The 23,897-nt window shown below is 70.9% G+C and carries 24 protein-coding genes; 17 read left to right on the top strand and 7 right to left on the bottom strand.

Features of this window, described 5'->3' with window-relative positions; translation table 11 throughout:
* Positions 1–13: 13 nt before the first annotated feature.
* Both OHA58_RS15030 and OHA58_RS15025 read left to right on the top strand, forming a co-directional pair.
* Positions 14–451 carry a hypothetical protein gene (locus tag OHA58_RS15030; RefSeq protein ID WP_405479132.1) on the top strand — a complete coding sequence of 146 codons (438 nt, stop codon included), beginning with the start codon at positions 14–16 and terminating at the stop codon, positions 449–451.
* A 71-nt stretch (positions 452–522) separates the two neighbouring features.
* On the top strand, positions 523–954 hold the full coding sequence (locus OHA58_RS15025; protein ID WP_405479131.1) for a GNAT family N-acetyltransferase: 432 nt from the start codon (positions 523–525) through the stop codon (positions 952–954).
* A 92-nt stretch (positions 955–1,046) separates the two neighbouring features.
* Here OHA58_RS15025 and OHA58_RS15020 read toward each other — a convergent pair whose 3' ends face one another.
* Positions 1,047–1,883: a DUF6597 domain-containing transcriptional factor gene (locus OHA58_RS15020; RefSeq protein WP_405479130.1), complete on the bottom strand. Its 837-nt coding sequence runs from the start codon at positions 1,881–1,883 to the stop codon at positions 1,047–1,049.
* A 61-nt stretch (positions 1,884–1,944) separates the two neighbouring features.
* Between OHA58_RS15020 and OHA58_RS15015 the strand changes: the two genes are divergently transcribed.
* The 3 genes from OHA58_RS15015 to OHA58_RS15005 all read left to right on the top strand — a co-directional run bounded on the left by OHA58_RS15015 (position 1,945) and on the right by OHA58_RS15005 (position 4,357).
* Positions 1,945–2,580, top strand: a complete 636-nt coding sequence (locus OHA58_RS15015; protein ID WP_405479129.1) for a TIGR03086 family metal-binding protein — start codon at positions 1,945–1,947, stop codon at positions 2,578–2,580.
* A gap of 80 nt (positions 2,581–2,660) precedes the next feature.
* On the top strand, positions 2,661–3,758 hold the full coding sequence (locus tag OHA58_RS15010; RefSeq protein ID WP_405484984.1) for an LLM class flavin-dependent oxidoreductase: 1,098 nt from the start codon (positions 2,661–2,663) through the stop codon (positions 3,756–3,758).
* A complete protein-coding gene (locus OHA58_RS15005) occupies positions 3,755–4,357 on the top strand; it encodes an FMN reductase (protein WP_405479128.1) in 603 nt (200 codons plus the stop codon). Before OHA58_RS15010 ends, OHA58_RS15005 begins: the two co-directional genes overlap by 4 nt.
* A gap of 15 nt (positions 4,358–4,372) precedes the next feature.
* Here OHA58_RS15005 and OHA58_RS15000 read toward each other — a convergent pair whose 3' ends face one another.
* Positions 4,373–5,707 (bottom strand): hypothetical protein, encoded by a 1,335-nt coding sequence (locus OHA58_RS15000; protein WP_405484982.1) that lies wholly within the window; start codon positions 5,705–5,707, stop codon positions 4,373–4,375.
* Positions 5,708–6,434: 727 nt separating this feature from the next.
* Positions 6,435–7,709 (bottom strand): glycosyltransferase family 4 protein, encoded by a 1,275-nt coding sequence (locus OHA58_RS14995; RefSeq protein WP_405479127.1) that lies wholly within the window; start codon positions 7,707–7,709, stop codon positions 6,435–6,437.
* A gap of 210 nt (positions 7,710–7,919) precedes the next feature.
* Here OHA58_RS14995 and OHA58_RS14990 point away from each other — a divergent pair, with 210 nt between their 5' ends.
* On the top strand, positions 7,920–8,621 hold the full coding sequence (locus tag OHA58_RS14990) for a response regulator transcription factor (RefSeq protein ID WP_376543288.1): 702 nt from the start codon (positions 7,920–7,922) through the stop codon (positions 8,619–8,621).
* Between the two features lie 2 nt (positions 8,622–8,623).
* On the top strand, positions 8,624–10,093 hold the full coding sequence (locus tag OHA58_RS14985) for an ATP-binding protein (protein WP_405479126.1): 1,470 nt from the start codon (positions 8,624–8,626) through the stop codon (positions 10,091–10,093).
* Between the two features lie 24 nt (positions 10,094–10,117).
* Here OHA58_RS14985 and OHA58_RS14980 read toward each other — a convergent pair whose 3' ends face one another.
* Entirely contained in the window at positions 10,118–10,717 is a 600-nt protein-coding gene (locus OHA58_RS14980) for a hypothetical protein (protein WP_383997028.1), read from the bottom strand.
* A 283-nt stretch (positions 10,718–11,000) separates the two neighbouring features.
* Between OHA58_RS14980 and hemL the strand changes: the two genes are divergently transcribed.
* The 8 genes from hemL to OHA58_RS14940 all read left to right on the top strand — a co-directional run bounded on the left by hemL (position 11,001) and on the right by OHA58_RS14940 (position 19,441).
* A complete protein-coding gene (gene hemL / locus OHA58_RS14975) occupies positions 11,001–12,365 on the top strand; it encodes a glutamate-1-semialdehyde 2,1-aminomutase (RefSeq protein WP_405479125.1) in 1,365 nt (454 codons plus the stop codon).
* Complete coding sequence (locus OHA58_RS14970) at positions 12,362–13,075, top strand: histidine phosphatase family protein (RefSeq protein WP_383095284.1); 714 nt, start codon at positions 12,362–12,364, stop codon at positions 13,073–13,075. Before hemL ends, OHA58_RS14970 begins: the two co-directional genes overlap by 4 nt.
* A 145-nt stretch (positions 13,076–13,220) precedes the next feature.
* Positions 13,221–14,462 (top strand): hypothetical protein, encoded by a 1,242-nt coding sequence (locus OHA58_RS14965; protein ID WP_405479124.1) that lies wholly within the window; start codon positions 13,221–13,223, stop codon positions 14,460–14,462.
* Positions 14,463–14,561: 99 nt separating this feature from the next.
* Positions 14,562–15,182: a TlpA family protein disulfide reductase gene (locus tag OHA58_RS14960; RefSeq protein ID WP_405479123.1), complete on the top strand. Its 621-nt coding sequence runs from the start codon at positions 14,562–14,564 to the stop codon at positions 15,180–15,182.
* Positions 15,183–15,188: 6 nt separating this feature from the next.
* Positions 15,189–15,965, top strand: coding sequence for a cytochrome c biogenesis CcdA family protein (locus tag OHA58_RS14955; RefSeq protein WP_100597990.1), 777 nt, complete (start codon positions 15,189–15,191; stop codon positions 15,963–15,965).
* A gap of 3 nt (positions 15,966–15,968) precedes the next feature.
* A complete protein-coding gene (locus tag OHA58_RS14950) occupies positions 15,969–17,669 on the top strand; it encodes a cytochrome c biogenesis protein ResB (protein ID WP_405479122.1) in 1,701 nt (566 codons plus the stop codon).
* A complete protein-coding gene (ccsB, locus tag OHA58_RS14945; RefSeq protein WP_405479121.1) occupies positions 17,666–18,757 on the top strand; it encodes a c-type cytochrome biogenesis protein CcsB in 1,092 nt (363 codons plus the stop codon). Before OHA58_RS14950 ends, ccsB begins: the two co-directional genes overlap by 4 nt.
* A gap of 135 nt (positions 18,758–18,892) precedes the next feature.
* Positions 18,893–19,441, top strand: a complete 549-nt coding sequence (locus tag OHA58_RS14940; RefSeq protein ID WP_405479120.1) for an SRPBCC domain-containing protein — start codon at positions 18,893–18,895, stop codon at positions 19,439–19,441.
* Here OHA58_RS14940 and OHA58_RS14935 read toward each other — a convergent pair whose 3' ends face one another.
* From OHA58_RS14935 to OHA58_RS14925, 3 genes are all read right to left on the bottom strand, one after another.
* Complete coding sequence (locus OHA58_RS14935) at positions 19,442–20,425, bottom strand: isopenicillin N synthase family dioxygenase (protein WP_405479119.1); 984 nt, start codon at positions 20,423–20,425, stop codon at positions 19,442–19,444. It lies immediately after the preceding gene.
* Positions 20,426–20,505: 80 nt separating this feature from the next.
* Positions 20,506–20,964, bottom strand: coding sequence for a nucleoside deaminase (locus OHA58_RS14930; protein WP_405479118.1), 459 nt, complete (start codon positions 20,962–20,964; stop codon positions 20,506–20,508).
* On the bottom strand, positions 20,961–21,350 hold the full coding sequence (locus OHA58_RS14925) for a PLD nuclease N-terminal domain-containing protein (RefSeq protein ID WP_405479117.1): 390 nt from the start codon (positions 21,348–21,350) through the stop codon (positions 20,961–20,963). The genes OHA58_RS14930 and OHA58_RS14925 overlap by 4 nt, the downstream gene beginning before the upstream one ends.
* Before the next feature lie 168 nt (positions 21,351–21,518).
* On the opposite strand from OHA58_RS14925, the gene OHA58_RS14920 reads away from it, so the two are divergent.
* Both OHA58_RS14920 and mqnP read left to right on the top strand, forming a co-directional pair.
* Positions 21,519–22,970, top strand: coding sequence for a menaquinone biosynthesis decarboxylase (locus tag OHA58_RS14920; protein WP_100597997.1), 1,452 nt, complete (start codon positions 21,519–21,521; stop codon positions 22,968–22,970).
* Positions 22,967–23,869, top strand: a complete 903-nt coding sequence (mqnP, locus tag OHA58_RS14915; protein ID WP_405479116.1) for a menaquinone biosynthesis prenyltransferase MqnP — start codon at positions 22,967–22,969, stop codon at positions 23,867–23,869. Before OHA58_RS14920 ends, mqnP begins: the two co-directional genes overlap by 4 nt.
* The last annotated feature ends 28 nt before the right edge of the window (positions 23,870–23,897 follow it).

Here is a 23,897-nt window from a genome sequence, read left to right as displayed (position 1 = left end):
GCTGAGTGCCGCCGTGGTGCTGGGGGCCGGTCCCGCCGTTGCCGACGGGCCCAGGCCGCGGCCCGTTCAGGAGGTCGATCTGGCGTATCACGGGCAGGTCGCCATGTCCGGGGGCCGGGTGGAGACCCGGCTGATCCCGCAGAACCACGGTCCGTCGTCGGTGGCGGACGCCACGCTGCGGCTGCGCTGGTCGGCGCCGGTCACGGCCATGCGGGGGCTGCCGCCGATGTGTGTGCGGGCGGGCGCACAGACGGTCCTGTGCCGGACCGGCGCGCTGCCGGCGGACAGCTGGGGCAGGCGGATCCGGGTGTCGGTGCGGCTGGCCGGGGCGCCTTCGGAGGTGACGGTGCGGATCGACACGATGTGGAGCGGAGGCACCGCAGACCACAATCCGCAGAACAGCACCCACAAGGTGCTGGCCCTGGACACCGGGGACGTCTACTACTTCTGACTCCTGTGAGCTGGGCGACTCCTACTGAGACGGGGGTGTGCAGCCCCGGGCGGGGCTCCTATCGTTCGGGCATGAAGATCACTGACATGGAGCCCGGCGATCCACGCCTCGGCGCCGAGGTCCTGCCCGTGCTCCAGGAGCTGCGCCCGCACCTGACCGGCGAGCTGTTCTGCGAGGTGTACGCGGAGGGGTACCCGCAGGGGCTGCGGTTCACGGCCGCGTACACCGACGACGGGTCGTGCGCGGGCGTCGCGGGGTGGCGCGTGGTCGCCAACACGAGCGCGCTGCGCAAGCTGTACGTCGACGACCTGGTGACCGCCGAGCGGGCCAGGTCGGGCGGTGTGGGCCGGGCGCTGCTCGCTTACCTGGAGGAGCGGGCGCGTGAACTGGGCTGCCGCACGCTCCAGTTGGACTCGGGGACGCGCCGGACGGACGCGCACCGCTTCTATCTGCGGGAGCGCATGGACATCACGGCGTTCCACTTCACGAAGAAGCTCGGCTGAGGGGCCGCAGGTCGCCCAGGGCGCGAGGCCTATGTGCGCCATCTTTCCCCGGCCGTCCTGCGTTCGGTGCTGTGCGTCTTCGGCTCATCGGCTCATCGGTTCCTCGGTGCGTAGGCCGTCGGCGGCACGCCCACGGTCCCGGTGAAATCTCTGACGAGGTGGGCCTGGTCGGCGTATCCGAGGTCGGCGGCGAGGGCGGACCAGTCGACGGCGGCGTCCGAGTCGGCGCGTTCCAGAGCCTGGTGGATGCGGTGGCGCAGGATGATCCACTTCGGTCCGACGCCGACGTAGGCGGAGAAGAGGCGTTGCAGGGCCCGTACGGAGAGGCCCTGTGCGGCCGCGAACTCGCCGACGCGGTGCACGGTGGCGTCGGTGCGGATGCGGTCGACGAGGCCCATGGCGAGGTCGGCCTGCGGGTCGTCGGCGGCGGCGCGGGCGAGCAGGAAGGCGTCGAGCGCGGCCACGCGCGCGTGCTCGTCGTCGGGGCCGGTGACCGCTCGCGCGATGTCGGGCGGGGCGCCGGTGAACACGTCGCCCACGGGCAGCTCCTGGCCGGTCCAGTGGATGACCGGCACGTCAGGGGCGTAGGGCCGGAAGCCTCCGCTGCGGAACTTCACCCCGCACACCCGGCCGCGGCCCGTCAGCTTCTTGGTGAACAGGCCGAGCGCGACGCCGGTGACCACGCCGACGGGCGGTCCGCCGGGGCCTTCGGCGCCGCCCTCGTCGTCGTAGTGCTCGAAGGTCAGGTTGACCGAGGGGTGCGGGACGATGTGGGACGCGTAGGGCTCGGAGAGGTCCCAGTCGATGAACCAGTAGTTCTCGACGTAGTGGCGCAGCGGCTCGGCGGGCTCGTGGCGGCGGAACCGTACGCGGGTCAGGAGCTCGTTCGGGTCGACGATGCCGCGGGTGCCACGGCTGGGTGCGGCCATGGCCGGATCGTATGTCGCCTTTCTTCAAGACGGGCCGGGTTCGGGCTCGTAGCTTGGCGCCATGAATGACATCCACGGGAACAACGGGAGTGCCGGGGACCCGCGCGGTATCGGCGATCTGCTGGACGTGGCCGTGGAGCGGGCCGTCCCGGTCGTCCGCGCCCTGCCCGACAGCCGTCTCGAAGCGGCGACGCCGTGCGCGGAATTCGACGTGAAGGCCCTGGTCAACCACCTCTTCCAGGTGATGGAGCAGTTCCAGCGGCTGGCCGCGAAGCAGGACGTCGACTTCTCGGCCTTCACGGAGTCCGCGGACCGGGTGGCGGAGGGGCCCGACTGGCGTGAGCGGTTCGGTGAGGAGGCCCACAAGCTGGTGGCGGCCTGGTCGGCGCCGGGTGCCGAGGAGGGGACGACCGGCGCGATGAACATGCCGGCGGCCACGGTCGGCTCCATGGTGCTGCTCGATCTGACCGTGCATGTCTGGGACCTGGCGCGGGCGACGGGGCAGGCGTACGTGCCCGAGGGGGAGGCGCTCGCCGTCGTGGAGCGGCTGGCCGGGACCGTCGCGGAGCTGGCGCCGACGGCGCGGTCGATGGGGGTGTTCGGGGAGGCGGTGCCGGAGCCCGCGGGGGCGTCGGCGTTCGAGCGGCTGCTCGCGGCGACGGGGCGGGATCCGCGGTGGGCGGCGCCGGTGAGCTGAGGACCCCCGAGGAATAGAGGCGGGGCCGTCACCGTTCGAGGGTATAGTTGAATCGTCAACAACCTCGAAGGGTGAGCACCATGCAGTTCGGGATCTTCAGCGTCGGTGACGTCACAGCCGATCCGACGACGGGCCGTACGCCGAGTGAGCACGAGCGCATCAAGGCCATGCTCGCCATCGCCCTGAAGGCCGAGGAGGTCGGGCTCGACGTCTTCGCCACCGGCGAGCACCACAACCCGCCCTTCGTGCCGTCGTCGCCGACCACGATGCTCGGCTACATCGCCGCCCGCACCGAGAACCTGATCCTCTCCACCTCCACGACGCTGATCACCACGAACGACCCGGTGAAGATCGCCGAGGACTTCGCGATGCTCCAGCACGTCGCGGACGGCCGCGTCGACCTGATGATGGGCCGCGGCAACACCGGCCCCGTCTACCCCTGGTTCGGCAAGGACATCCGCGAGGGCATCAACCTCGCCGTCGAGAACTACGCCCTGCTGCGCCGCCTGTGGGACGAGGACGTCGTGACGTGGGAGGGCAAGTTCCGTACGCCGCTGCAGTCCTTCACCTCGACGCCGCGCCCGCTCGACGGGGTTGCGCCCTTCGTGTGGCACGGCTCGATCCGCTCCCCCGAGATTGCCGAGCAGGCCGCGTTCTACGGCGACGGGTTCTTCCACAACAACATCTTCTGGCCGATGGAGCACACCAAGCAGATGGTGAACCTCTACCGGCGCCGCTTCGCCCACTACGGGCACGGTGCGCCGGAGCAGGCGATCGTCGGGCTCGGCGGCCAGGTGTTCATGCGCAAGAACTCGCAGGACGCGGTGCGGGAGTTCCGCCCGTACTTCGACAACGCGCCCGTCTACGGACACGGCCCCTCCCTGGAGGACTTCACCTCGCAGACCCCGCTGACCGTGGGATCCCCGCAGCAGGTGATCGAGCGGACCCTCGGCTTCCGGGAGCACGTCGGTGACTACCAGCGCCAGCTGTTCCTGATGGACCACGCCGGTCTGCCGCTGAAGACCGTCCTGGAGCAGCTCGACATCCTCGGCGAGGAGGTCGTGCCGGTGCTGCGAAAGGAGTTCGCGAAGAACCGTCCGGCGAACGTGCCGGACGCGCCGACGCACGCGTCGCGCGTCGCCGCCCAGGCCGACGTATCGGAAGGGAGTGCGGCATGAAGCTCGTCGTCGTGACGGCGGGACTCAGCGCCCCGTCGTCCAGCAGGATCCTCGCGGACCGGCTCACGCAGGCGGTGACCTCGCAGGTTGCGGGCGCCGACGTGGACGTGACCTTCGTCGAGCTGCGTGACCTCGCCGTCGAGATCGCCCACAACCTGGTCACAGGGTTCCCCGGGCCCGCCCTCAGGGAGGCGCTCGACGCGGTGGCCGGGGCGGACGGCCTGATCGCCGTGTCGCCGGTGTTCTCGGCCTCGTACAGCGGTCTGTTCAAGTCGTTCTTCGACGTGCTTGACAAGGACGCGCTCACCGGGAAGCCGGTGCTCGTCGGGGCGACCGGCGGCACGCCGCGGCACTCGCTCGTCCTGGAGCACGCGATGCGTCCGCTGTTCGCGTACCTGCGGGCCGTGGTCGTGCCGACCGCCGTGTACGCGGCGTCGCAGGACTGGGGAGCGGAGGGTCTCGAGCAGCGCGTCGAACGGGCGGGCGGCGAGCTCGCCCGGCTCATGACCGGGCTCGCGGCGGCCCGCCCGGCGCCGGTGGAGTGGGGCGACGACGTCATCCCCTTCGAGCGGCAGCTTGCCGCGCTGCGGGCGGAGTAGGCGTCGTCCGTCGGGTTACGGGCCCTGCGGGCCGGCCGGGGCGAGCCAGGCCGTCCAGCCGGGAGTGTGGTGCAGGGGATACGGCGTCCAGTCGCGCGCATAGTGCGGTGGGCGCTGTCCCTTTTCCGTGAGGACGGCGGTCGGCACCTTGGCGGCGCGGCCGAGGAGGCCCGCGACGGTCGTCGAGATGTTGTTGCCGTCCACCTGGGCGGAGGCGCAGCCCGCGTCGTAGGCGATGGGGAGGGCGCGCGGGCCCGAGACCAGGCAGGGCGGGCGCAGGCCGAGGGTGCGCAGTCCGTCGGCGGCGGCGCGGTAGCGCTCGTTCGTGAGGGCGGTGGACGCGGTGACCTGCGTCAGGACAGTGGCCTGCGAGACGAGCTGCGCCGCGATGAGCAGTCCTGCGAGGACGAGGGCGCGGCGCGAGTTCAGGCGCGTGACCAGGCCCGCGACCGGCAGTGCGAGGAGCGCGTAGGCCGGGAGCAGGAAGCGCGGGGCCGAGTAGTCGATCATGAGCAGATACGGCACGGAGAGCGCGGCGGCGACGGCCATGGGGAGCGCGGTCGGCAGGAGCCGGCGCTCGCGCATGGCGCAGGCGAGCGCGGCAGCGGCGAGCAGGGGCAGGGCCAGCCACCACAGGGTGAGGCCGGGGGAGTCCAGGGTCGCCGTGCACGGGCGGCACAGCAGGGGGCCGTTGAGGCTGGACCAGGCGTTGTCGAAGTTGAGGTGCAGGCCCATGTCGCCCTCGGTGGCGCTCGACACGTGCAGCCGGTCCTGTACTGAGCCGAAGCGGATGTACGCCTCCGCGACCCACTGGGCGAGGCCGACCGCGAGTCCGCCGACCAGGTAGGGCAAGGTGCGGCGGTTGCGGAAGAGGGCCGTGGCGATCAGGGGCAGGGCGAGCCAGACCGCGTCCGGGGCGCGGAACAGGGCGGTCACGGCGACACAGCCCGCGAGCCACCAGTGGGCGCGGGGTTCGCGCCCGGTCAGCGCGCGCAGGAACCAGCCGGTGGCGGCGACCGCGCCGAACGCGACCCAGAGGTTGGGCATGGCCTGAGGCCCGGAGATCTGGGTGATCCACAGCCCCGCGAACAGCAGCGCGGCGACGGCGGTGGTGCGGGCCCCGACGACAGGACGCCATACGCGGAACGCGGCGTACAGGGCGGCCGACGAGAGCAGCGTGAGCCCGATGCGCAGGACGGGCACGGACGGGGTGGCCGCGATGAACGGCGCGGTCAGGAAGCTGATGCCGCGGGAGCGCGGCGCGCTGAAGAAGGCGGCGGGGACACGCGGGTCGTACTGCGACACGTACACGGTCTCGTCCCACCCGAGCGCGTGCGCAAGCGGCGGCACGACGAGCAAGCACTGAACGAGGGCGTAGGCGAGGGCTACGAGGGCGAGCCACGGGGTGGCGCGGGGACGCCTTCCGGGGGCGCCGGATGTGGCACCGGGGGCGGCGGTGGTGGCTGGGCGGCCGGGGGTGGGCCCGGTGTGGCGGCGGGGGGTGGTGATGGCTGCGGCGTCGGCCCCCGGGCGGGTGGCCCCGGCCTCCGGTCGGTCCGTCTCCGGCCGGCCCGTGTCCGGTCGGCCCGTGTCCGGTCGGGTGGTGGAGGCTGTCGGGTCCGTGTCCGGGTGGGCGGTGGCTGTCGGGCCGGGCGGCTGGGCGAGATGCCGCCGAGGCGTCGAGTGGCCCGGCGCGGAAGGGCGCTCGGCCCACCTCCGTGCCGTGGTTCCGGTCTCCGGTCGGGCAGTGGTGGCTGCCGTACCCGGCTGGGCGTCGGGCCGGGACGCGGACGGCTCGGGCCCGGACAGGGACGGTCCGGACAGGGGTGGTCCGGACAGGGATGGTCCGGACCCGGATGCGGACGGTCCGGGCCCGGATGCGGACGGTCCGGGCTTCGGGTGGGGGTCGGGCCGGGGGGCGGGTCGCCGCCGGTTTTGATCGGCCCGCCTTCCCCGGCCCTCGGTGGCTCGGTCCCGCTTGGCTCCGGGGGCCTTGGGGCCTTGCGGGCGGGCCGGTTCTGGGGTGGGGGTGCCGAGGTGTGCGTCGTTGGTCGTCATGTGCCTTCCCGCTCGTGCGTCACGTGGGGCGTGGGTCCGAGCGGGCACCGCGCGCGGGCGCGGTGCGGGCCGGGCCGCGGGTCGAACGGGTCTTGCGCCGCGCCCAGTTGGCCGCCCGGTGGCGCAGCCGCTGCCATGAGCGCAGGCGCCGCGTCTCACGGAGTTTGGCGAACAGGAGCTCGTAGCGGGCGACGATCGGATCGGGGTCGTAGCGGCGGGCCGACGCGAACGCGGCGCGGGCCATGGCGTGCCGGTGCGGCGCGTCCTGGATGAGGTCGACCACGGCCTCGGCGAGGGCGCGCGCGTCCCCGACCGGTACGAGCCGGCCGTCGACGCCGTCCGTGATGATCTCGGCGGGGCCGAGCGGCGCGTTGGTGCTGACGGCCGGAACCCCGCACCGCATGGCCTCGACGAGCGTCATCCCGAAGGACTCCGCGTCGGAGGCGGACACCACGATCGAGGCCTTGGCGAACTCCGGCTCGATGGGTGAGCGCGCCCCCATCAGCTGGGCGCGCCCGGTCAGCCCGAGCCCGGCGATGAGATCGCGCAGCTTCGCTTCCTCGGGCCCGCCGCCGTAGATCCGCAGCTGCCACTCGGGTTCCTGCGCGGCGACGGCCGCGAAGGCCTCCAGGAGCAGGTCGAAGCGCTTGCCCGGCGCGAGACGCCCGGCGCTCGCGATGATCTTGGAAGTTCCCTCGGACGGGGGACAGGGCGCCTCCGGCACGATGTTCGGGACCGACAGAACCCGTACACCCGGCAGGGTCATGCGCGCCCGGTACACCTCGGCGTCCGCCGCGGTCATGGTGACGACGGCGTCGAGGGAGCGGTAGTGGCGGGCGAGTACCGCCCGGAGCTTCTTGCTGTGGGCGTCGTGGCGCAGGTGCTCCTGCCCGATGCGCAGCGCGGTGCGCGGGCCGTACATCGCCAGATAGACGTTGATGCCGGGGCGCGTACCGATCACGACGTCAGCGTCGCAGTGCTCCAGGTACTCACGCACGCGCAGATCGTGCAGACGGGTGTACTGCTTGTGGCGCTTCTCGGCGGCGGGAAAATCCTGCGCGGGTTCCCCGTACGCCGCGTACCGCGTGTCGACGCCGCCGATGCGCGTGTCGACGAGCGGGACCAGTGAGACGGCGGGGTCGACCGTGAAGCGCGGCTCCTCGCGGTGCCGGGACATCGAGACGATCTCCACCTCGTGGCCTCCGCACCCGGCGAGCGCCGCGGCGAGGTTGAGCGTGGTCCGTACGGTCCCTCCGATCGCGTACGCGTTGTGCAGCAGGAACACGATCTTCATGGACAGCCCTCCCGGCGGGCCCTGTGCCCGCAACATACGGCGGCAGCCTGGTCCAGCGAGGTAAGCCGCCGTTCGCGCCCGGGTGAGAGGCGGGTAAGAAGGCGTCCGGCGGGCCCCTGGTCAGGGGGTACGCCCCCAGGCGCGGGGGGCACACTGGAACGCGTGTCCCCAACCGCTGCGTCCGCCACGCCCCGCGCCGCGTCCCCGACCGTGCTGCTCGCCGAGGACGACCGTGCCATCCGCCATGCCCTGGAGCGGGCCCTGACCCTGGAGGGTTACGAGGTCACGGCCGTCGCCGACGGGGTGGAGGCGATCGCCCAGGCCCACCGCAGCGCGCCCGACATACTCGTCCTGGACGTGATGATGCCGGGCATCGACGGCCTTCAGGTGTGCCGGGTGCTGCGCGCCGAGGGCGACCGCACGCCGATCCTGATGCTGACGGCGCTCGTCGAGACACCCGACCGGATCGCGGGTCTGGACGCGGGCGCGGACGACTACGTCGTGAAGCCGTTCGACGTGGACGAGGTCTTCGCGCGGCTCCGTGCCCTGCTGCGCCGCACCAACGGCGCCGCCTCGGGCGACGGGCGCGACGCAGCACCGACCGGGCCGGACGGCCAGGTCGCCGCGGCCGACCTCCGGATGGACCCGCAGGCGAGGCGGGCCTGGCGCGGTGAGCGCGAACTGGAGCTCACCCGCACCGAGTTCGACCTCCTGGAGCTGCTCGTGCGCAACGCGGGCATCGTCCTCGACCACGCCACGATCTACGACCGCATCTGGGGCTACGACTTCGGCCCCGGCTCGAAGAACCTCGCCGTCTACGTCGGCTATCTGCGCCGCAAGGTCGACGAACCCGGCGCCCCCTCCCTGATCCACACCGTGCGCGGCGTCGGCTACGTGCTGCGGGAGGACTGAGGATGCCGCGTCGCCGCCTGCGCGCGTTCCTGCACGGGCGGCCGCGCGCCCGGTCCCTGCGGACCACGTTCGCCGTGTCGTTCGCGGCCGTCGCTGCGGCCGTCACCGTCCTGGTCGGCTTCCTCTCCTACGACGCCGCGGCGCGCCTCGTCCGTGTCGACCAGCAGGCCGTGTTCGACGAGGTCGTCCACGACCTGCGGCAGCAGGTGAAGGAGACCAAGCTCACCCCGTACGACTTCGCGTCCGGCGACCCGGACCACGACGGGCCGCGCGACGACCTGATCCGGCCGGCTCGTACGGATGTCCAGGTCCTCGGGCCGGGCGGCCGGATCGTCGACCGCGGCAGCCCGCAGCTGCCGGTGAACGCGGCCGACCGGCGCACCGCCGACGAGGCGCACGCCGGTGTGACGGAGGAGGCCGACGGGGCGGAGACGGGCGGGTCGCGGCGCGATGTGGAGATCGGCGGGGACGAGTACCGGATGACGGCCGTGTCGCTGGGCGGTGGGCGCGGCGCGGTCCAGGTCGCGCAGGAGTTCAGCGACACGGAGGACCTGCTGCGTGAACTCCAGCAGCGCACGGGCCTGTTGGCCGGTTCCGTGATCATCGCGGCGGGACTCGTCGGCTGGTGGCTGGCGCGCCGGATCACGGGGCGTCTGGTCAGGCTGGCCGAGGCGGCGGAGGACGTGGCGGGCACGGGGCACCTCGATGTGCGGGTGCCGGTCACCGGCGGCGACGAGGTGGGCAGCCTGGGGCGCTCCTTCGACCGGATGCTGGGGCGCCTTGCGCGCTCCATGGAGGACCAGCGCCGCCTGGTGCAGGACGCCGGCCATGAACTGCGTACGCCGCTCACCTCGCTGCGTACGAACATCTCGCTGCTGCGTCGTATAGAGGACCTGCCGCCCGCCGCCCGCGAGGAGCTGATCGCCGACCTCGCGCAGGAGTCGCGTGAACTGACCGATCTGGTCAACGAGTTGGTGGAGCTCGCCGCGGGCAAGGAGGACGACGAGCCGGTCGTCGAGGTGATGCTCGCCGAGACGGCCGAGGACACGGCGGTCCTCGCGCGCCGCCGCACGGGCCGCACGGTCACCGTGCGTTCGCGGGGCGACACGGCGATCCTGGGCCGCCCGGCCTCGCTCCAGAGGGCGGTGTCGAACCTGGTGGAGAACGCCGCCAAGTTCGACAGCGACGGCACCGAGCCGATCGAGATCGTGGTCACGGGAGGCCTCCCGGACGGCGTGCGCGTCGAGGTGCTCGACCGGGGTCCCGGCATCGCGGCCTCGGACCTGGACCGGGTCTTCGACCGCTTCTACCGCGCGCCGGCCGCCCGCAGCCTGCCCGGATCCGGCCTCGGACTGTCGATCGTCCAGGAGGTGGCGGCGGCCCACGGGGGCGTGCCGTTCGCGAAGGGGCGAGACGGCGGGGGAGCGGCGATCGGGTTCACGGTGCGGGGGGTGCCGCAGGAGCGGGACTGAGGCCGGCGGGCGTGGCGTGGGCGGTCAGGGCCAGACGAGGCAGTAGGCCTGGTGTCCCGCGTCGTGCAGCCGGTGGCTGAAGTCCTGCCATTCGTGCAGCAGTTGGTACACGTTGAACGCGTCGCGCGGGCCGCCGCGGTCCGGGACCGTCGACCAGATGAACGCCGCGGCGCCCACGGCCTCCTCGCCGACGCCGCGCAGCGGGTCGACGACCGTCATGGGCAGCTTCACGACCGCGTAGTCGGGGTGCAGGACGACCAGTTCCAGCGGGGGGACCTTGTGCAGGGGTATGCCCTCTATGCCGGTGAGGACCATCGCGGCCATCGTCTCCGGCTTGATCTTGGTGAACATGCCGCCCATGCCGAGCTCGTCGCCGCCGAGCTCCTCGGGGCGCATCGAGATGGGGACACGGGCCGCCGTGGCGCCGTCGGGCGCGCCGAAGTATTTGTACGTCACCCCCACCCGGCCACCATTCCTGCTCCCGGTCCCGCCCAGTGCCTGCCCGGCGTCCGCTTCTTCCGCCGGTGCCGCTGCCGCCTCCGCGTCGCGCCGGTGCTTTCCCCGCCGGGCACGCCGGGGGCCCAGATCGTCGGTCCCCTCGCCCAGTCCGCCACCGCGATGCATATCTCCACCCGACTGCTTTTCCAGGGCGCCTCGCCCCTTTTCTAGGCCGCGCGGCCACCACCGCGCAACCCGATCATCGTGTCAGTGACCTCCCCCACGGTCACTCGCCGAAACGTGCGGTGAAACACCTGCGCGGGCCGGGGAGCGAACCCCGCGCCGGCGTGCAGCGTGAACTGTCCGCGAGCGGCCCATCCCCTGGGAGTTTAGGTAGTCGGTTCCCGCTGTGGCCAGAGAAGCAGGGGATGAGCCGGGCTCCGGGGAGCCTGCCCGTACGCTGAGAGGCATGGCAGAGGCGAACAACATCCCCGGGTCCGCGGCGGCGCCGTCGGGCACGACCGCACCGTACCCCTATGAAGCACCGGTCTCGCAGGGTCTCTTCGACCGCGCGGCCCTCGTGACGCCGGGCGGCGTGAACTCGCCCGTACGCGCGTTCCGTGCCGTGGGCGGTACGCCCCGGTTCATGGTGTCCGGTACTGGTCCGTACCTCACGGATGCCGACGGTCGCGAGTACGTCGACCTCGTCTGCTCCTGGGGGCCGATGATCCTCGGCCATTCCCGTCCCGAGGTCATCGCGGCCGTCCAGGACGCCGTCGCGCGCGGCACGTCCTTCGGTACGCCGGGTGAGGGCGAGGTCGCCCTGGCCGAGGAGATCGTCGCGCGGATCGCGCCGGTCGAGCAGGTGCGGCTGGTGTCCAGCGGGACCGAGGCGACCATGTCCGCGATCCGGCTCGCCCGCGGGTTCACCGGGCGCGCCAAGGTGATCAAGTTCGCCGGCTGCTACCACGGGCACGTGGACGCGCTGCTCGCCGCCGCGGGTTCGGGTGTGGCGACCTTCGGGCTGCCGGACACCCCGGGTGTGACCGGCGCCCAGGCGGGCGACACCATCGTCGTCCCGTACAACGACCTCGACGCCGTGCGGGCCGCGTTCGCCGCGAACGAGGGCCAGGTCGCCTGTGTCATCACCGAGGCGTCGCCGGGCAACATGGGCGTCGTGCCGCCGCTCGAAGGCTTCAACCAGGGCCTCGCGGACCTGTGCCGCGAGAACGGCGCGCTGTACATCTCCGACGAGGTCATGACCGGCTTCCGCACGTCGAAGGCCGGCTGGTACGGCGTCGACGGGGTGGCGCCCGACCTGATGACGTTCGGCAAGGTCATGGGCGGTGGCTTCCCGGCCGCCGCGTTCGGTGGCCGCGCGGACGTCATGGGGCACCTCGCCCCGGCGGGCCCCGTCTATCAGGCGGGCACGCTGTCCGGGAACCCGATCGCGACGGCGGCCGGTGTCGCGCAGCTGCGGCTGCTCGACGACGCCGCGTACGCGAAGATCGACGCGGTCTCCGAGGAGCTGCGCACCCTGGTGGGCGCCGCGCTCACCAAGGAGGGCGTCGCGCACCGCGTGCAGAGCGCCTCGAACATGTTCTCCGTGTTCTTCACGGAGAACGAGGTCCGCAACTACGAGGACGCGAAGCGCCAAGAGTCCTTCCGCTTCACCGCGTTCTTCCACTCGATGCTGGCGCAGGGCGTCTATCTGCCGCCGTCGGCCTTCGAGTCCTGGTTCGTCTCCACTGCCCATGACGAGCGGGCGGTCGAGCGCATCGCCGCCGCGCTCCCCGGTGCCGCGCGCGCGGCTGCGGAGGCCACGCAAGCATGACCACTGCCGGCAAGTCCGACCAGGACATCACCGTCGTCCACGTGATGCGGCACGGAGAGGTGCACAACCCGGAGGGGATCCTGTACGGGCGGCTGCCCGACTACCACCTCTCCGAGCTCGGCCGGCAGATGGCCGACCGGGTCGCCGAGCACCTGTCCTCGCGTGACGTGACCCATGTCGTGGCCTCGCCGCTGGACCGGGCGCAGGAGACGGCGACGCCGATCGCGAAGGCGCACGGGCTCGACCTGGCGACCGACGACCGGCTCATCGAGGCGGGCAACGTCTTCCAGGGCAAGACGTTCGGCGTCGGCGACGGCGCGCTGCGCAAGCCGGAGAACTGGAAGCACCTCGTCAACCCGTTCAAGCCGTCGTGGGGCGAGCCGTACGTCGAGCAGGTCGTGCGGATGATGGGCGCCCTCGACGCGGCGAAGGACGCGGCGCGGGGTCACGAGGCGGTGTGCGTCAGCCATCAGCTGCCGATCTGGATCGTGCGCAGCTTCGTGGAGAAGCGTCGGCTGTGGCACGACCCGCGCAAGCGGCAGTGCACGCTCGCCTCGCTCACGACGTTCACCTATCGCGGCGACAAGATCGTGTCCGTCGGCTACACGGAGCCCGCGCGCGATCTCGTGCCCGCCCATCTTCTCGCGGGCGCGCAGCCTCGTCTTGGAAAAGGGGCCGTGAAGGGGAAGGACAAGGCGTTCGGCGCGTAGCGCCTTCGGCACTCGGCGTATCCGGCGTATGGCCGTCGGCATTGCCCAATTTTGTTCTCCCTGCCGGAACCGCAGTGTTCGTCGTGCCCTCTAAGGGGGTGCCCGTCTCGTACGGGAACGGGGCGCGACGAATGGGGACCAGGGCATGCCGGACATCACACGAAGGGGACTGATCGGGCTCGGAGCGGGGGCGGCGGCCGCCGCGCTCGCCGGGTGCGGTACCAGCAACGGGCAGAGCGGCGGGACGTCCGTGCCGCCGGGCGACAGGTCCAAGGGCGGGCCCGGTAAGCCCGACAAGCCCGCGGCCCGGCCGATCGGCGACGGCTCGACGTCGTACACCGGCAAGCAGCCGAACCAGCCGGGCACGCCCGTCCCCCTCGAACCCGGCCAGCGGCCGCCGCAGTTCGTGATTTTTTCCTGGGACGGCGCGGGCGAGGTCGGCAACGGTCTCTTCCCGCGCTTCCTCGAACTGGCCGAGAACCACGGCGCGCACATGACGTTCTTCCTTTCCGGCCTCTATCTGCTGCCGGAGTCGAAGAAGCGGCTGTACCGCCCGCCGAACAACGGGGTCGGCGCCTCCGACATCGGCTACCTCACCGACGCCCACATCAAGGAGACGCTGAAGTACGTCCGCCAGGCCTGGCTGGAAGGCCATGAGATCGGCACGCACTTCAACGGCCACTTCTGCGCGGGCACCGGCACCGTCGCCAACTGGACCCCGGCGCAGTGGCGCAGCGAGATCGACCAGGCCAAGTCGTTCGTCAAGGAGTGGCGCACGAATACGGGCTGGCACGACCTGCCCTCGCTGCCCTTCGACTACGAGAAGGAACTCGTCGGCGGCCGCACGCCCTGTCTGCTCGGCCAGGACAACCTGCTGCCCACGGCCCGCGAGCTCGGCTGGCGCTACGACGCCTCGTCGCCGGGCGGCCGGCAGCGCTGGCCCTCCAAGCGGGGCGGGGTGTGGGATCTGCCGCTCCAGGCCGTGCCGTTCCCCGGGCACAGCTTCGAGGTCCTCTCGATGGACTACAACATGCTGGCCAACCAGTCGGTGAACACCACCAGGGCGCCCGCCTACAACTACCCGCGCTGGCGCAAGCAGTCGGCCGAGGCCTACATAGCCGGCTTCAACCGGGCATACGAGACGAACCGGGCGCCGTTCTTCATAGGCAACCACTTCGAGGAGTGGAACGGCGGGATCTATATGGACTCCGTCGAAGAGGCGCTCAAGCACATAGCCGGCCAGAAGGACGTACGCCTCGTCTCCTTCCGGCAGTTCGTCGACTGGCTGGACGTCCAGGACCCGAAGGTCCTCGACAAGCTGCGTTCGCTCGACGTCGGAGTGCGCCCCGACGGCGGCTGGAACAGCTACCTCAAAGCCGCGGCGTGAGCATCGCGCCGCACCCTGAATGACCCCTCCTGAAATGGGGTTTTCCGTACGCAAGGGGGGTGCGGAAGATCCCCTAAACAGACATGCGAAACTTTTCACATGAGTGCCGACTGCCGCGTTTCCCCCCTCGCTGCATCCAAGCGCCGTACCGCCCTCCTCGCCGCGGGAGCCGCGGTCGCTGCGCTGACGCTCTCCGCATGCAGCTCCGGCGGGACGCGGGGCGGCGGCAACAACACCAACTTCGTGACGAACTCCGGCGGCATCTCCACCGTCGACAAGGGTGACCGGCACGACGCGCCGAAGCTGGACGGCAAGGACCTGGAGGGCAAGCCCCTCGACCTCGCCGACTACAAGGGCAAGGTCATCGTCCTGAACGTGTGGGGCTCCTGGTGCCCGCCGTGCCGCGCCGAGGCCAACTACTTCGCCAAGGTCGCGAACGAGACCAAGGGCAAGGACGTCCAGTTCATCGGGATCAACACCCGTGATCCGCAGACCGAACCGGCCCTCCAGTTCGAGAAGGACCACAACATCCCGTACCCGAGCTTCTACGACCCCTCGGGCAAGCTGATGCTGCGGTTCGAGAAGGGCACCCTCAACCCGCAGTCCATCCCGTCCACGCTCGTCCTCGACCGCGACGGCAAGATCGCCGCCCGCTCGCTGCGCGCGCTCAGCGAGGACAAGCTGCGCAAGATGGTCGACCCCGTGATCGCGGAGAAGTGAGCGACGGTGCACGCCACGCTCACCGCTCTCGCCGCTGAAGGCGGAGTGAGCAACACCGTCGAGAGCGGTGCGCTCCTGCTCGCTCTGCCGATCGCCGTGCTCGGCGGTCTCCTCTCGTTCTTCTCGCCCTGCGTCCTGCCTCTCGTGCCCGGCTATCTGTCGTACGTGACGGGGGTCAGCGGCACCGACCTGGCCGACGCGCGGCGGGGCCGGATGGCGCTCGGCGCCGGACTCTTCGTCCTCGGCTTCACCGCCGTCTTCGTCTCCGGCGGGGCCCTCTTCGGCTACTTCGGCGAGACGCTCCAGGAGTACCAGGACACCCTCACCAAGATCCTCGGTGTCCTGATGGTCCTCATGGGGATCTTCTTCATGGGCATGATGCCCTGGCTCACCCAGCGCGAATTCCGCTTCCACAAGCGGCCGGTGACCGGGCTGATCGGCGCACCGGTGCTCGGCGCCCTGTTCGGTATCGGCTGGACCCCCTGCATCGGTCCGACGCTCGCCTCCGTGACCGCCCTGTCGTTCAACGAGGCGAGCGCGGGGCGTGGGGCCATACTGACCGTTGCGTACTGCGCCGGGCTCGGTGTCCCCTTCGTGCTCGCCGCGGTCGCCTTCCGCAAGGCGCTCGGCGCCTTCGGCTGGGTCAAGAAGCACTACGCCTGGGTGATGCGGATCGGCGGCATCATGATGATCTTTACCGGAGTGCTGCTGCTCACAGGAGCCTGGGACACCCTCGTCCAGCAGATGCAGACCTGGTCCAACGGCTTCACGGTGGGAATCTGATCCATGAGCACGACTGAATCCGGCAAGACCGGCGAGGTGAGCGGCGACGAGCTCGGCGCCGCCGGCTCGCACCTGTCCACCGCTCCGCAGGAGGACCGCGGCCCGACCCTGCCCCGCCTTGGCGTCATCGGCTGGGTCCGCTGGTTCTGGCGGCAGCTCACCTCGATGCGCGTCGCGCTGATCCTGCTCTTCATGCTCTCGCTCGGGGCGATCCCCGGCTCGCTGATCCCGCAGTCCGGGGTCGACGAGATGAAGGTGCAGACGTTCAAGGACGCGCACACGACGGTCTCGCCGGTCTACGACAAGCTGGGCCTGTTCCACGTCTACAGCTCGGTGTGGTTCTCCGCGATCTACATCCTGCTGTTCATCTCCCTCATCGGCTGCATCGTCCCGCGCACCTGGCAGTTCGTCGGGCAGCTGCGCGGCCGTGCCCCGGGCGCCCCCAAGCGCTTCACGCATCTGCCCGCGTCCGCGACCTGGCGCACCGACGCCGAGCCGGAGCAGGTCCGCGCGGCGGCCCTCGAAATCCTCCGTAAGCGCCGCTTCCGCGCCCACATCGCCGGTGACGCCGTCGCCTCCGAGAAGGGCTATCTGCGCGAGGCCGGCAACCTGATCTTCCACATCGCGCTGATCGTGATGCTGATCGCCTTCGCCTGGGGCCAGCTCTTCAAGTCCGAGGGCGGCAAGCTGATGGTCGAGGGCGACGGAGGCTTCTCCAACGCCCTGCCGATGTACGACGACTTCAAGTCGGGCAACCTCTTCAACTCCGACACCGACCTGACGCCGTTCAGCTTCCAGCTCGACAAGTTCGACGGGACGTACGAGCGCAACGGGCCGAACAAGGGGAGCCCGCGCGTCTACCGCGCCAACGTGACCTACAGCGTCGGCGCGACCGGCAAGGAGCAGAAGACCGCGATCCAGGTCAACGACCCCCTCGAGATCGACGGCACCAAGGTCTACCTCAACGGCCACGGCTACGCGCCCACCGTCACCGTCCGGGACGGCCGCGGCAAGATCGTCTCCCGGCAGGCCGTGCCGCTGCTGCCCATCGACTCGAACGTCACCTCCACCGGTGCCATCAAGGTCATGGACGGCTACCGCGACAAGAACGGCAAGCGGGAACAGCTCGGCTTCAACGCCTTCTTCGTGCCGACCTTCGCGGGGTCCGGGAAGGGCAACATGTTCTCCCAGTTCCCCGCGCTCGACTACCCCGTCCTCGCGCTGTCCGCGTACCACGGAAGCCTGGGTGTCGACTCCGGTATCCCGCAGAACGTGTACCAACTGGACACCTCCAAGATGAAGAAGTTCACGGACTCGAAGGGGGAGCTGCTCAAGACGCGGCTGCGGCCCGGCGAGACCATGAAGCTTCCGAACGGCGCCGGGTCGATCACGTTCGACAAGGACATCAAGCAGTGGGCGAGCTTCCAGATCACCCACCAGCCCGGCGACGGCTGGGCCCTCGCCGGAGCGCTCGCCGCCATCGCGGGCCTCGCCGGCTCCCTGTTCATCCAGCGCCGCCGCGTCTGGGTCCGGGCGACCCCCGGAGCCGACGGAGTCACCGTCGTCGAGATGGGCGGTCTCGGCCGCAGCGAGTCCTCGAAGGTGGCCGAAGAACTCGGCGACCTGGCCGCACACCTCCACGAACGGGCGCCCAGCGCCGCCGATCCCCAACCTGCTGTTCCTGCCGAAGGGGCTGAGAAGTGAATCTCGCCGCCGCAACCAACGAGAATCTCGCGCACATCAGCAATGTGCTGATCTACTCGTCGATGGCCGTGTACCTCCTGGCCTTCTTCGCGCACATGGCCGAGTGGCTCTTCGGCAGCCGCAGCAAGGTCGGCCGCACCGCCGCCGCGCTGACACAGAAGGCCACCGCGCAGGCCGCGGCCGGCTCCGTGAAGGTGCAGGTCAAGGAGAAGAACGGCGGCACCGCCGTCCTGGAGCGGCCCAGCGTCGTGACCCGCGCCGTCTCCGGCACGCGTGACGTGCCGGACGGCCCCGGCGCCTCCGGCGGCGACGAGCAGGGCGACCTCTACGGCCGTATCGCGGTGTCCCTCACCGTGCTCGCGTTCCTCGTCGAGGCGAGCGGTGTTCTCACCCGCGCGCTCTCCGTGCAGCGCGCGCCGTGGGGCAACATGTACGAGTTCAACATCACCTTCTCCACCGTCGCCGTCGCTGTGTACCTCGGCCTCATGCTGGCGAAGAAGAACATCGGCTGGCTCGGCCTCCCGCTGGTCACCACGGTCCTCCTCGATCTCGGCCTCGCTGTCACTGTCTTGTACACCGCCAGCGACCAGTTGGTTCCCGCCCTTCACTCGTACTGGCTGTACATCCACGTCTCCACCGCGATCTTCTGCGGCGCGGTGTTCTACGTGGGCGCGGTCAGCACGCTGCTCTACCTCTTCCGCGACGCGTACGAGACCAAGCTGGCGAACGGCGGGCAGCCCGGGAAGTTCGCGACCTCCGTCATGGAGCGCCTGCCCGCCGCGGCCTCGCTCGACAAGTTCTCCTACCGCGTGAACGCGGCCGTCTTCCCGCTGTGGACGTTCACGATCATCGCGGGCGCGATCTGGGCCGGCGACGCCTGGGGCCGCTACTGGGGCTGGGACCCCAAGGAGACCTGGTCGTTCATCACCTGGGTCGCCTACGCCTGCTACCTGCACGCCCGCGCGACCGCCGGATGGAAGGGCCGCAAGGCCGCCTACCTGGCCCTCATCGCGTTCGCCTGCTGGCTGTTCAACTACTACGGCGTAAATATCTTCGTCACCGGCAAGCACTCCTACGCCGGCGTCTGACACCGCGGCATCCATCGACGGCCGACCCCTTGTGACTCACATCACAAGGGGTCGGCCGTCGGCGTACGGACAGGCGGGACACGGATCCCGGCGCCTAAGGGTGCGCGAAGCACGGGGGCGCGCAAGCCTGGAGGTATGACCGAATCCAGCCACCCCACCGAGCCCGCGGCATCCGCCACACCCGTCGCGCCCGGCACGAGCCGGACCGAGGGTCACACCCACATCCTGCACTTCACGATCCCTCTTCCGCACCCTGTGGAGGAGGTCTGGGCGGCGGTGGCCACCCCGGAGGGCCTGCCGGGGTGGCTGGCCGCCGCCGATGTGCTCGAACCACGGCTCGGCGGGGCGGTCACGCTGCGGTGGCTCAACAACGGGCGGGCCCACCCGGGCCGCGTCACCGCGTGGGACGGCGAACGCGTCGCCGAGTACACGCTCGAAGGGGCCCGCGGCCGCATGCGCTTCCACCTGGAGCCGACGGCCCCCGACGCGACGACCCTGCGGTTCACCGGCGAGATCGAGGGCGACGACGCGGCGCGCCTGGACTACCTGGCCGCCTGGCACGACCACCTCGAGCACCTGGCCGCCGCGCTCGACGGGCGCCCGACGGACGAGCGGGCGTGGGCGGCCTGGACCCCGGCCCGCTGGCAGCAGCTCAGGGACGGCTACCTCAAGGCCCCACAGTGATCAAGGCTCCACCGTGATGGCGTCCAGCTTCGCCCGCAGATACGTGTGCGAATCGACCGGCTCGTACGCGACCCGGCCCTTCGGCGCGGGGACGGACTCGACGGTCGTGCGCGGGTCGCACTCGTAGAAGTAGACGAGCGACATCAGCTCCTCGGCGGGCAGGTCGGCCGGGGGCGGCAGGACGCGGTGCCGGCCGGAGCGCCAGCGGTCGCCGGTCCAACGTGCCATCAGGTCACCGATGTTGATGGTGAACGCGTCCGGGTCGAACGGCGCGTCCTCCCAGCCGCCCTCGTCGGTGTAGACCTGGAGCCCGCCCTTGCCCGCCTGCCGGTCGAGAACGGTGACGGTCCCGAAGTCGGTGTGCGGGCCGATACGGAACTGGCCCTCCTCGGGCTCGCCGACGACGTCCGTGCCCGGGTACCAGTTGATGTTGAAGCCCCAAGTGGGGTGCGTGGTGTGCCGGGTGAAGAAGTCCGGCTCCTCGCCGAGCGCGACCGCGAGGAGTTCCAGCAGCAGGTCGGACAGCTCCCGCATCCGCCCGAGATACGTCTCGACGAGCGCGCGCAGCTCGGGCGTCTCGGCGGGCCAGGTGTTGGGCAGGAACCACTCCGCGTCGATCTCCGCGTCCCCGGTGGGCAGTTCGGAGGCGTACGACAGGGACTCCTTGAGGTCGGGCGGGGTCTCGGTGCCCTCCGCGTAGCCGTTCGCCTCGGCGCCGGGGCCCAGCCAGCCACGCCCGCCCACCTTCACGGCGTACGGCTCCTTCGCCGCGGGCGGCAGCCAGAAGAAGTCGCGCGCCGCCTCCCGGATCCGGGAGCGCAGGCCCGGGTCCACGCCGTGCCCGGTGACCAGCAGGAATCCGGCGGTCCGCAGCGCCTCGTCGACGGTACGGGCGATCTCGGTGCGCGCGGCGGGGCCGCCGGTGAGCCAGGGCCGCAGATCGATGGTGGGGATACGGGGCTGTGGCGCAGCGGGTTCCGTCATGACCCCACTGTGGACGCGGCGCAGCATCGGGGCAACGACGCCGGACCTGGCCGGATACGCGCCGTTCGTCGATGACCTCGCTATTCGCCGATGTCCTCGTTCCACAGCTCGGGCCGGGCCGCGATGAACTCCTCCATCATGGCGACGCACTCGGGGTCGTCGAGCACCACGATCTCCACGCCGTGCTCGGCCAGCCAGTCGTGGCCGCCGTGGAACGTCCGCGCCTCACCGACGACGACCCGCGAGATCCCGAACTGCCGCACCAGACCGGAGCAGTACCAGCACGGCGAGAGCGTCGTCACCATCGTCGTGCCCTTGTACGAGCGCTGCCGGCCCGCGTTGCGGAAGGCGTCCGTCTCGCCGTGCACGGACGGATCCCCGTCCTGCACACGGCGGTTGTGCCCGCGCCCGAGGACCTTCCCGTCCGCCGAGTAGAGGGCCGCGCCGATCGGGATGCCGCCCTCGGCGAGCCCCGCCCGCGCCTCCTCGACGGCCGTGGCCAGCCAGATCCGCGCCAGTTCGGGATCGAAGGCGCTCAAGCCTGCTCCCCGCCCTGCTCGCGCTTCTTGAGCTCCTCCTCGCGGCGGCGCAGATCGGCCTCCCAGTCCTTGAGGAGCGACTCGTCCTTTTTGTTCTCCTCGCGCAGGGAGTGCAGGAACTCGGGGTTGTCGTCGGGCGCGACGAACGTGGTGCGGTGGTTGCGGTGCCACTCGGAGGGCGTCGACCCGCCCGCGGGCGCGCGCCGCACCCGGCCCGCGACGAGCCAGGCGATCGGGCCGACGAGTACCTCGCCGAAGAGCAGGATGATGATGACCCACACGACCTTCGGCAGGCCCCTGACCTCCTCCTCCGGAGTGTTCAGGCAGTCGATGAAGGCGTAGATCCACAACGCCAGTACCAGCAGGAACGGCAAGTAGCGAAGCATGGTGTCGCGATCCCCCAAGGAGCGGCATGGGGACGACGCGGGCCCCCGGTGACCGGGTCAGGGTAGCGGGTGCGCGCTGCGCCATCCCGGGAGACGACCTCCGGACCCCCGGCCGAAGGGCAGGGGCGGGCGCAGGAAGAGCGTGCCCCCTCAGCGATACTGGCACGTATGGCTTACGACGATCTGCGCTCCCTGCTCCGGGCGCTGGAGCGCGAGGGTGACCTCAAGCGCATCAAGGCCGAGGTCGACCCCTATCTCGAGGTCGGTGAGATCGTCGACCGGGTGCAGAAGTCCGGCGGCCCCGCTCTCCTCTTCGAGAACGTGCGCGGCTCCTCGATGCCCCTCGCGATGAACGTGTACGGGACCGACCGGCGCCTGCTGAAGGCGCTCGGCCTGAAGTCCTACGAGGAGATCAGCGACAAGATCGGCGGCCTGCTGCGCCCCGAGCTGCCGCACGGCTTCGTGGGCGTGCGCGAGGCGTTCGGCAAGCTCGGCTCGATGGTCCACGTGCCGCCGAAGAAGGTGAAGGACGCGCCGGTGCAGGAGGTCGTCCTGCGCGGCGACGACGTGGACCTGGACCAGCTCCCGGCCCTGTTCACCTGGCCCGAGGACGGCGGCTCCTTCTTCAACCTCGGCCTGACGCACACCAAGGACCCCGAGAGCGGCATCCGCAACCTCGGGCTCTACCGGCTCCAGCGCCACGACCGGCGCACCATCGGCATGCACTGGCAGATCCACAAGGACAGCCGCAACCACTACCAGGTGGCCGCCAGGAAGGGCGAGAAGCTGCCGGTCGCGATCGCCTTCGGCTGCCCGCCCGCCGTGACGTACGCGTCGACGGCGCCGCTGCCCGGGGACATCGACGAGTACCTCTTCGCCGGGTTCATCCAGGGCAAGCGGATCGAGATGGTCGACTGCAAGACGGTGCCGCTCCAGGTGCCGGCGAACGCCGAGGTCGTCCTCGAGGGGTGGCTGGAGCCCGGGGAGATGCTCCCCGAGGGCCCGTTCGGTGACCACACCGGCTTCTACACGCCGCAGGAGCCCTTCCCCGCGCTGACGATCGACTGTGTGACGATGCGCAAGCGCCCGCTGCTCCAGTCGATCGTGGTGGGGCGCCCGCCGACGGAGGACGGCCCCCTCGGCCGGGCCACGGAGCGCTTCTTCCTGCCGCTCCTCAAGATCATCGTGCCGGACATCGTGGACTACCACCTGCCCGAGTCGGGCGGATTCCACAACTGCGCGATCGTCTCGATCGACAAGAAGTACCCGAAACACGCGCAGAAGGTGATGCACGCCGTGTGGGGCGCGCACATGATGTCGCTGACCAAGCTGATCGTGGTCGTCGACTCGGACTGCGACGTGCACGACCTGCACGAGGTCGCGTGGCGGGCGCTCGGCAACACGGACTACGCCCGTGACCTGACCGTCGCCGAGGGCCCCGTCGACCACCTCGACCACGCGTCGTACCAGCAGTTCTGGGGCGGCAAGGCGGGCATCGACGCGACGAAGAAGTGGCCCGAGGAGGGCTACACGCGAGACGGCGGCTGGCCCGAGATGGTGCTGTCCGACCCGCAGACGGCGGCGACGGTCGACCGCCGCTGGAAGGAGTACGGCCTGTGACCAGCGCTTCCGCCGCGATCCCGCAGCCGGGCCGGACCAAGGCGTTCCTGCGCCTCGTCATGATCGAGCACTCGGTGTTCGCACTGCCCTTCGCGTACATCGCCGCGCTCACCGCGATGTCCCGGATGGACGGGAACGTCCACTGGTGGCGGCTGCTGCTCGTGACGATCGCGATGGTCGGCCTGCGCACGTTCGCGATGGCCGTGAACCGGATCATCGACCGCGAGATCGACGCCCGTAACCCGAGGACCGCCCACCGCGAACTCGTCACGGGCGCGATGTCCGTGAAGTCCGCCTGGACCGGCGCGCTCATCGCGCTCGTCGTCTTCCTCGGCGCGGCCGCCCTGCTCAACCCGCTGTGCCTGGCGCTCGCGCCCATCGCGGTGATCCCGATGGTCGTCTATCCGTACGGCAAGCGGTTCACGAACTTCCCGCAGGCCATCCTGGGTCTCGCCCAGGCGATGGGCCCGGTCGGCGCCTGGCTCGCGATCACCGGCGAGTGGTCGTGGGACGCGGTGATCCTCGGGCTCGCGGTCGGCATCTGGATCGGCGGCTTCGACCTCATCTACGCCTGCCAGGACGTGGAGACCGACCGCGAGGTCGGCGTGATGTCGGTACCGGCCCGCTTCGGAGTCCCGGCGGCGATCTGGGGAGCGCGCGGCTGCCACACGCTCACCACGGCGCTGTTCGTCTGGTACGCCCTGGCCACGGACGCGGGCGCGTTCTTCTGGCTCGGCCTCGTCATCGTCGCGGGCGCCTTCCTCTACGAGCACACGATCGTGCGGCCGCGCGACCTGTCCCGGCTCAACCGGGCCTTCTTCCAGGTCAACAGCTTCATCGGGATCGCCCTGTTCGCGTGTGCGCTGCTCGACCTCCTCGTGCGCGGCCTGACTGTCTGACCGCGGCCGGGTGCCGGATAGGCTCGAT

It is taken from the genome of Streptomyces sp. NBC_00009 (assembly GCF_045040855.1).
Taxonomy (GTDB): Bacteria; Actinomycetota; Actinomycetes; order Streptomycetales; family Streptomycetaceae; genus Streptomyces; species Streptomyces aureus.
This window is presented reverse-complemented; position numbering and strand designations above follow the sequence as displayed.

Coding starts and splice junctions, on each gene's coding strand:
- OHA58_RS14935 (WP_405479119.1), bottom strand. CDS start 20,425: ATGACGGAACCCGCTGCGCCACAGCCCCGTATCCCCACCATCGATCTG.
- OHA58_RS15010 (WP_405484984.1), top strand. CDS start 2,661: ATGCAGTTCGGGATCTTCAGCGTCGGTGACGTCACAGCCGATCCGACG.
- OHA58_RS14920 (WP_100597997.1), top strand. CDS start 21,519: ATGGCTTACGACGATCTGCGCTCCCTGCTCCGGGCGCTGGAGCGCGAG.
- OHA58_RS14960 (WP_405479123.1), top strand. CDS start 14,562: ATGAGTGCCGACTGCCGCGTTTCCCCCCTCGCTGCATCCAAGCGCCGT.
- OHA58_RS15020 (WP_405479130.1), bottom strand. CDS start 1,883: ATGGCCGCACCCAGCCGTGGCACCCGCGGCATCGTCGACCCGAACGAG.
- OHA58_RS14980 (WP_383997028.1), bottom strand. CDS start 10,717: ATGCATCGCGGTGGCGGACTGGGCGAGGGGACCGACGATCTGGGCCCC.
- OHA58_RS14970 (WP_383095284.1), top strand. CDS start 12,362: ATGACCACTGCCGGCAAGTCCGACCAGGACATCACCGTCGTCCACGTG.
- OHA58_RS15015 (WP_405479129.1), top strand. CDS start 1,945: ATGAATGACATCCACGGGAACAACGGGAGTGCCGGGGACCCGCGCGGT.
- OHA58_RS14985 (WP_405479126.1), top strand. CDS start 8,624: ATGCCGCGTCGCCGCCTGCGCGCGTTCCTGCACGGGCGGCCGCGCGCC.
- OHA58_RS15005 (WP_405479128.1), top strand. CDS start 3,755: ATGAAGCTCGTCGTCGTGACGGCGGGACTCAGCGCCCCGTCGTCCAGC.
- OHA58_RS14965 (WP_405479124.1), top strand. CDS start 13,221: ATGCCGGACATCACACGAAGGGGACTGATCGGGCTCGGAGCGGGGGCG.
- OHA58_RS15025 (WP_405479131.1), top strand. CDS start 523: ATGAAGATCACTGACATGGAGCCCGGCGATCCACGCCTCGGCGCCGAG.
- OHA58_RS14950 (WP_405479122.1), top strand. CDS start 15,969: ATGAGCACGACTGAATCCGGCAAGACCGGCGAGGTGAGCGGCGACGAG.
- OHA58_RS14940 (WP_405479120.1), top strand. CDS start 18,893: ATGACCGAATCCAGCCACCCCACCGAGCCCGCGGCATCCGCCACACCC.
- OHA58_RS14995 (WP_405479127.1), bottom strand. CDS start 7,709: ATGAAGATCGTGTTCCTGCTGCACAACGCGTACGCGATCGGAGGGACC.
- OHA58_RS14925 (WP_405479117.1), bottom strand. CDS start 21,350: ATGCTTCGCTACTTGCCGTTCCTGCTGGTACTGGCGTTGTGGATCTAC.
- hemL (WP_405479125.1), top strand. CDS start 11,001: ATGGCAGAGGCGAACAACATCCCCGGGTCCGCGGCGGCGCCGTCGGGC.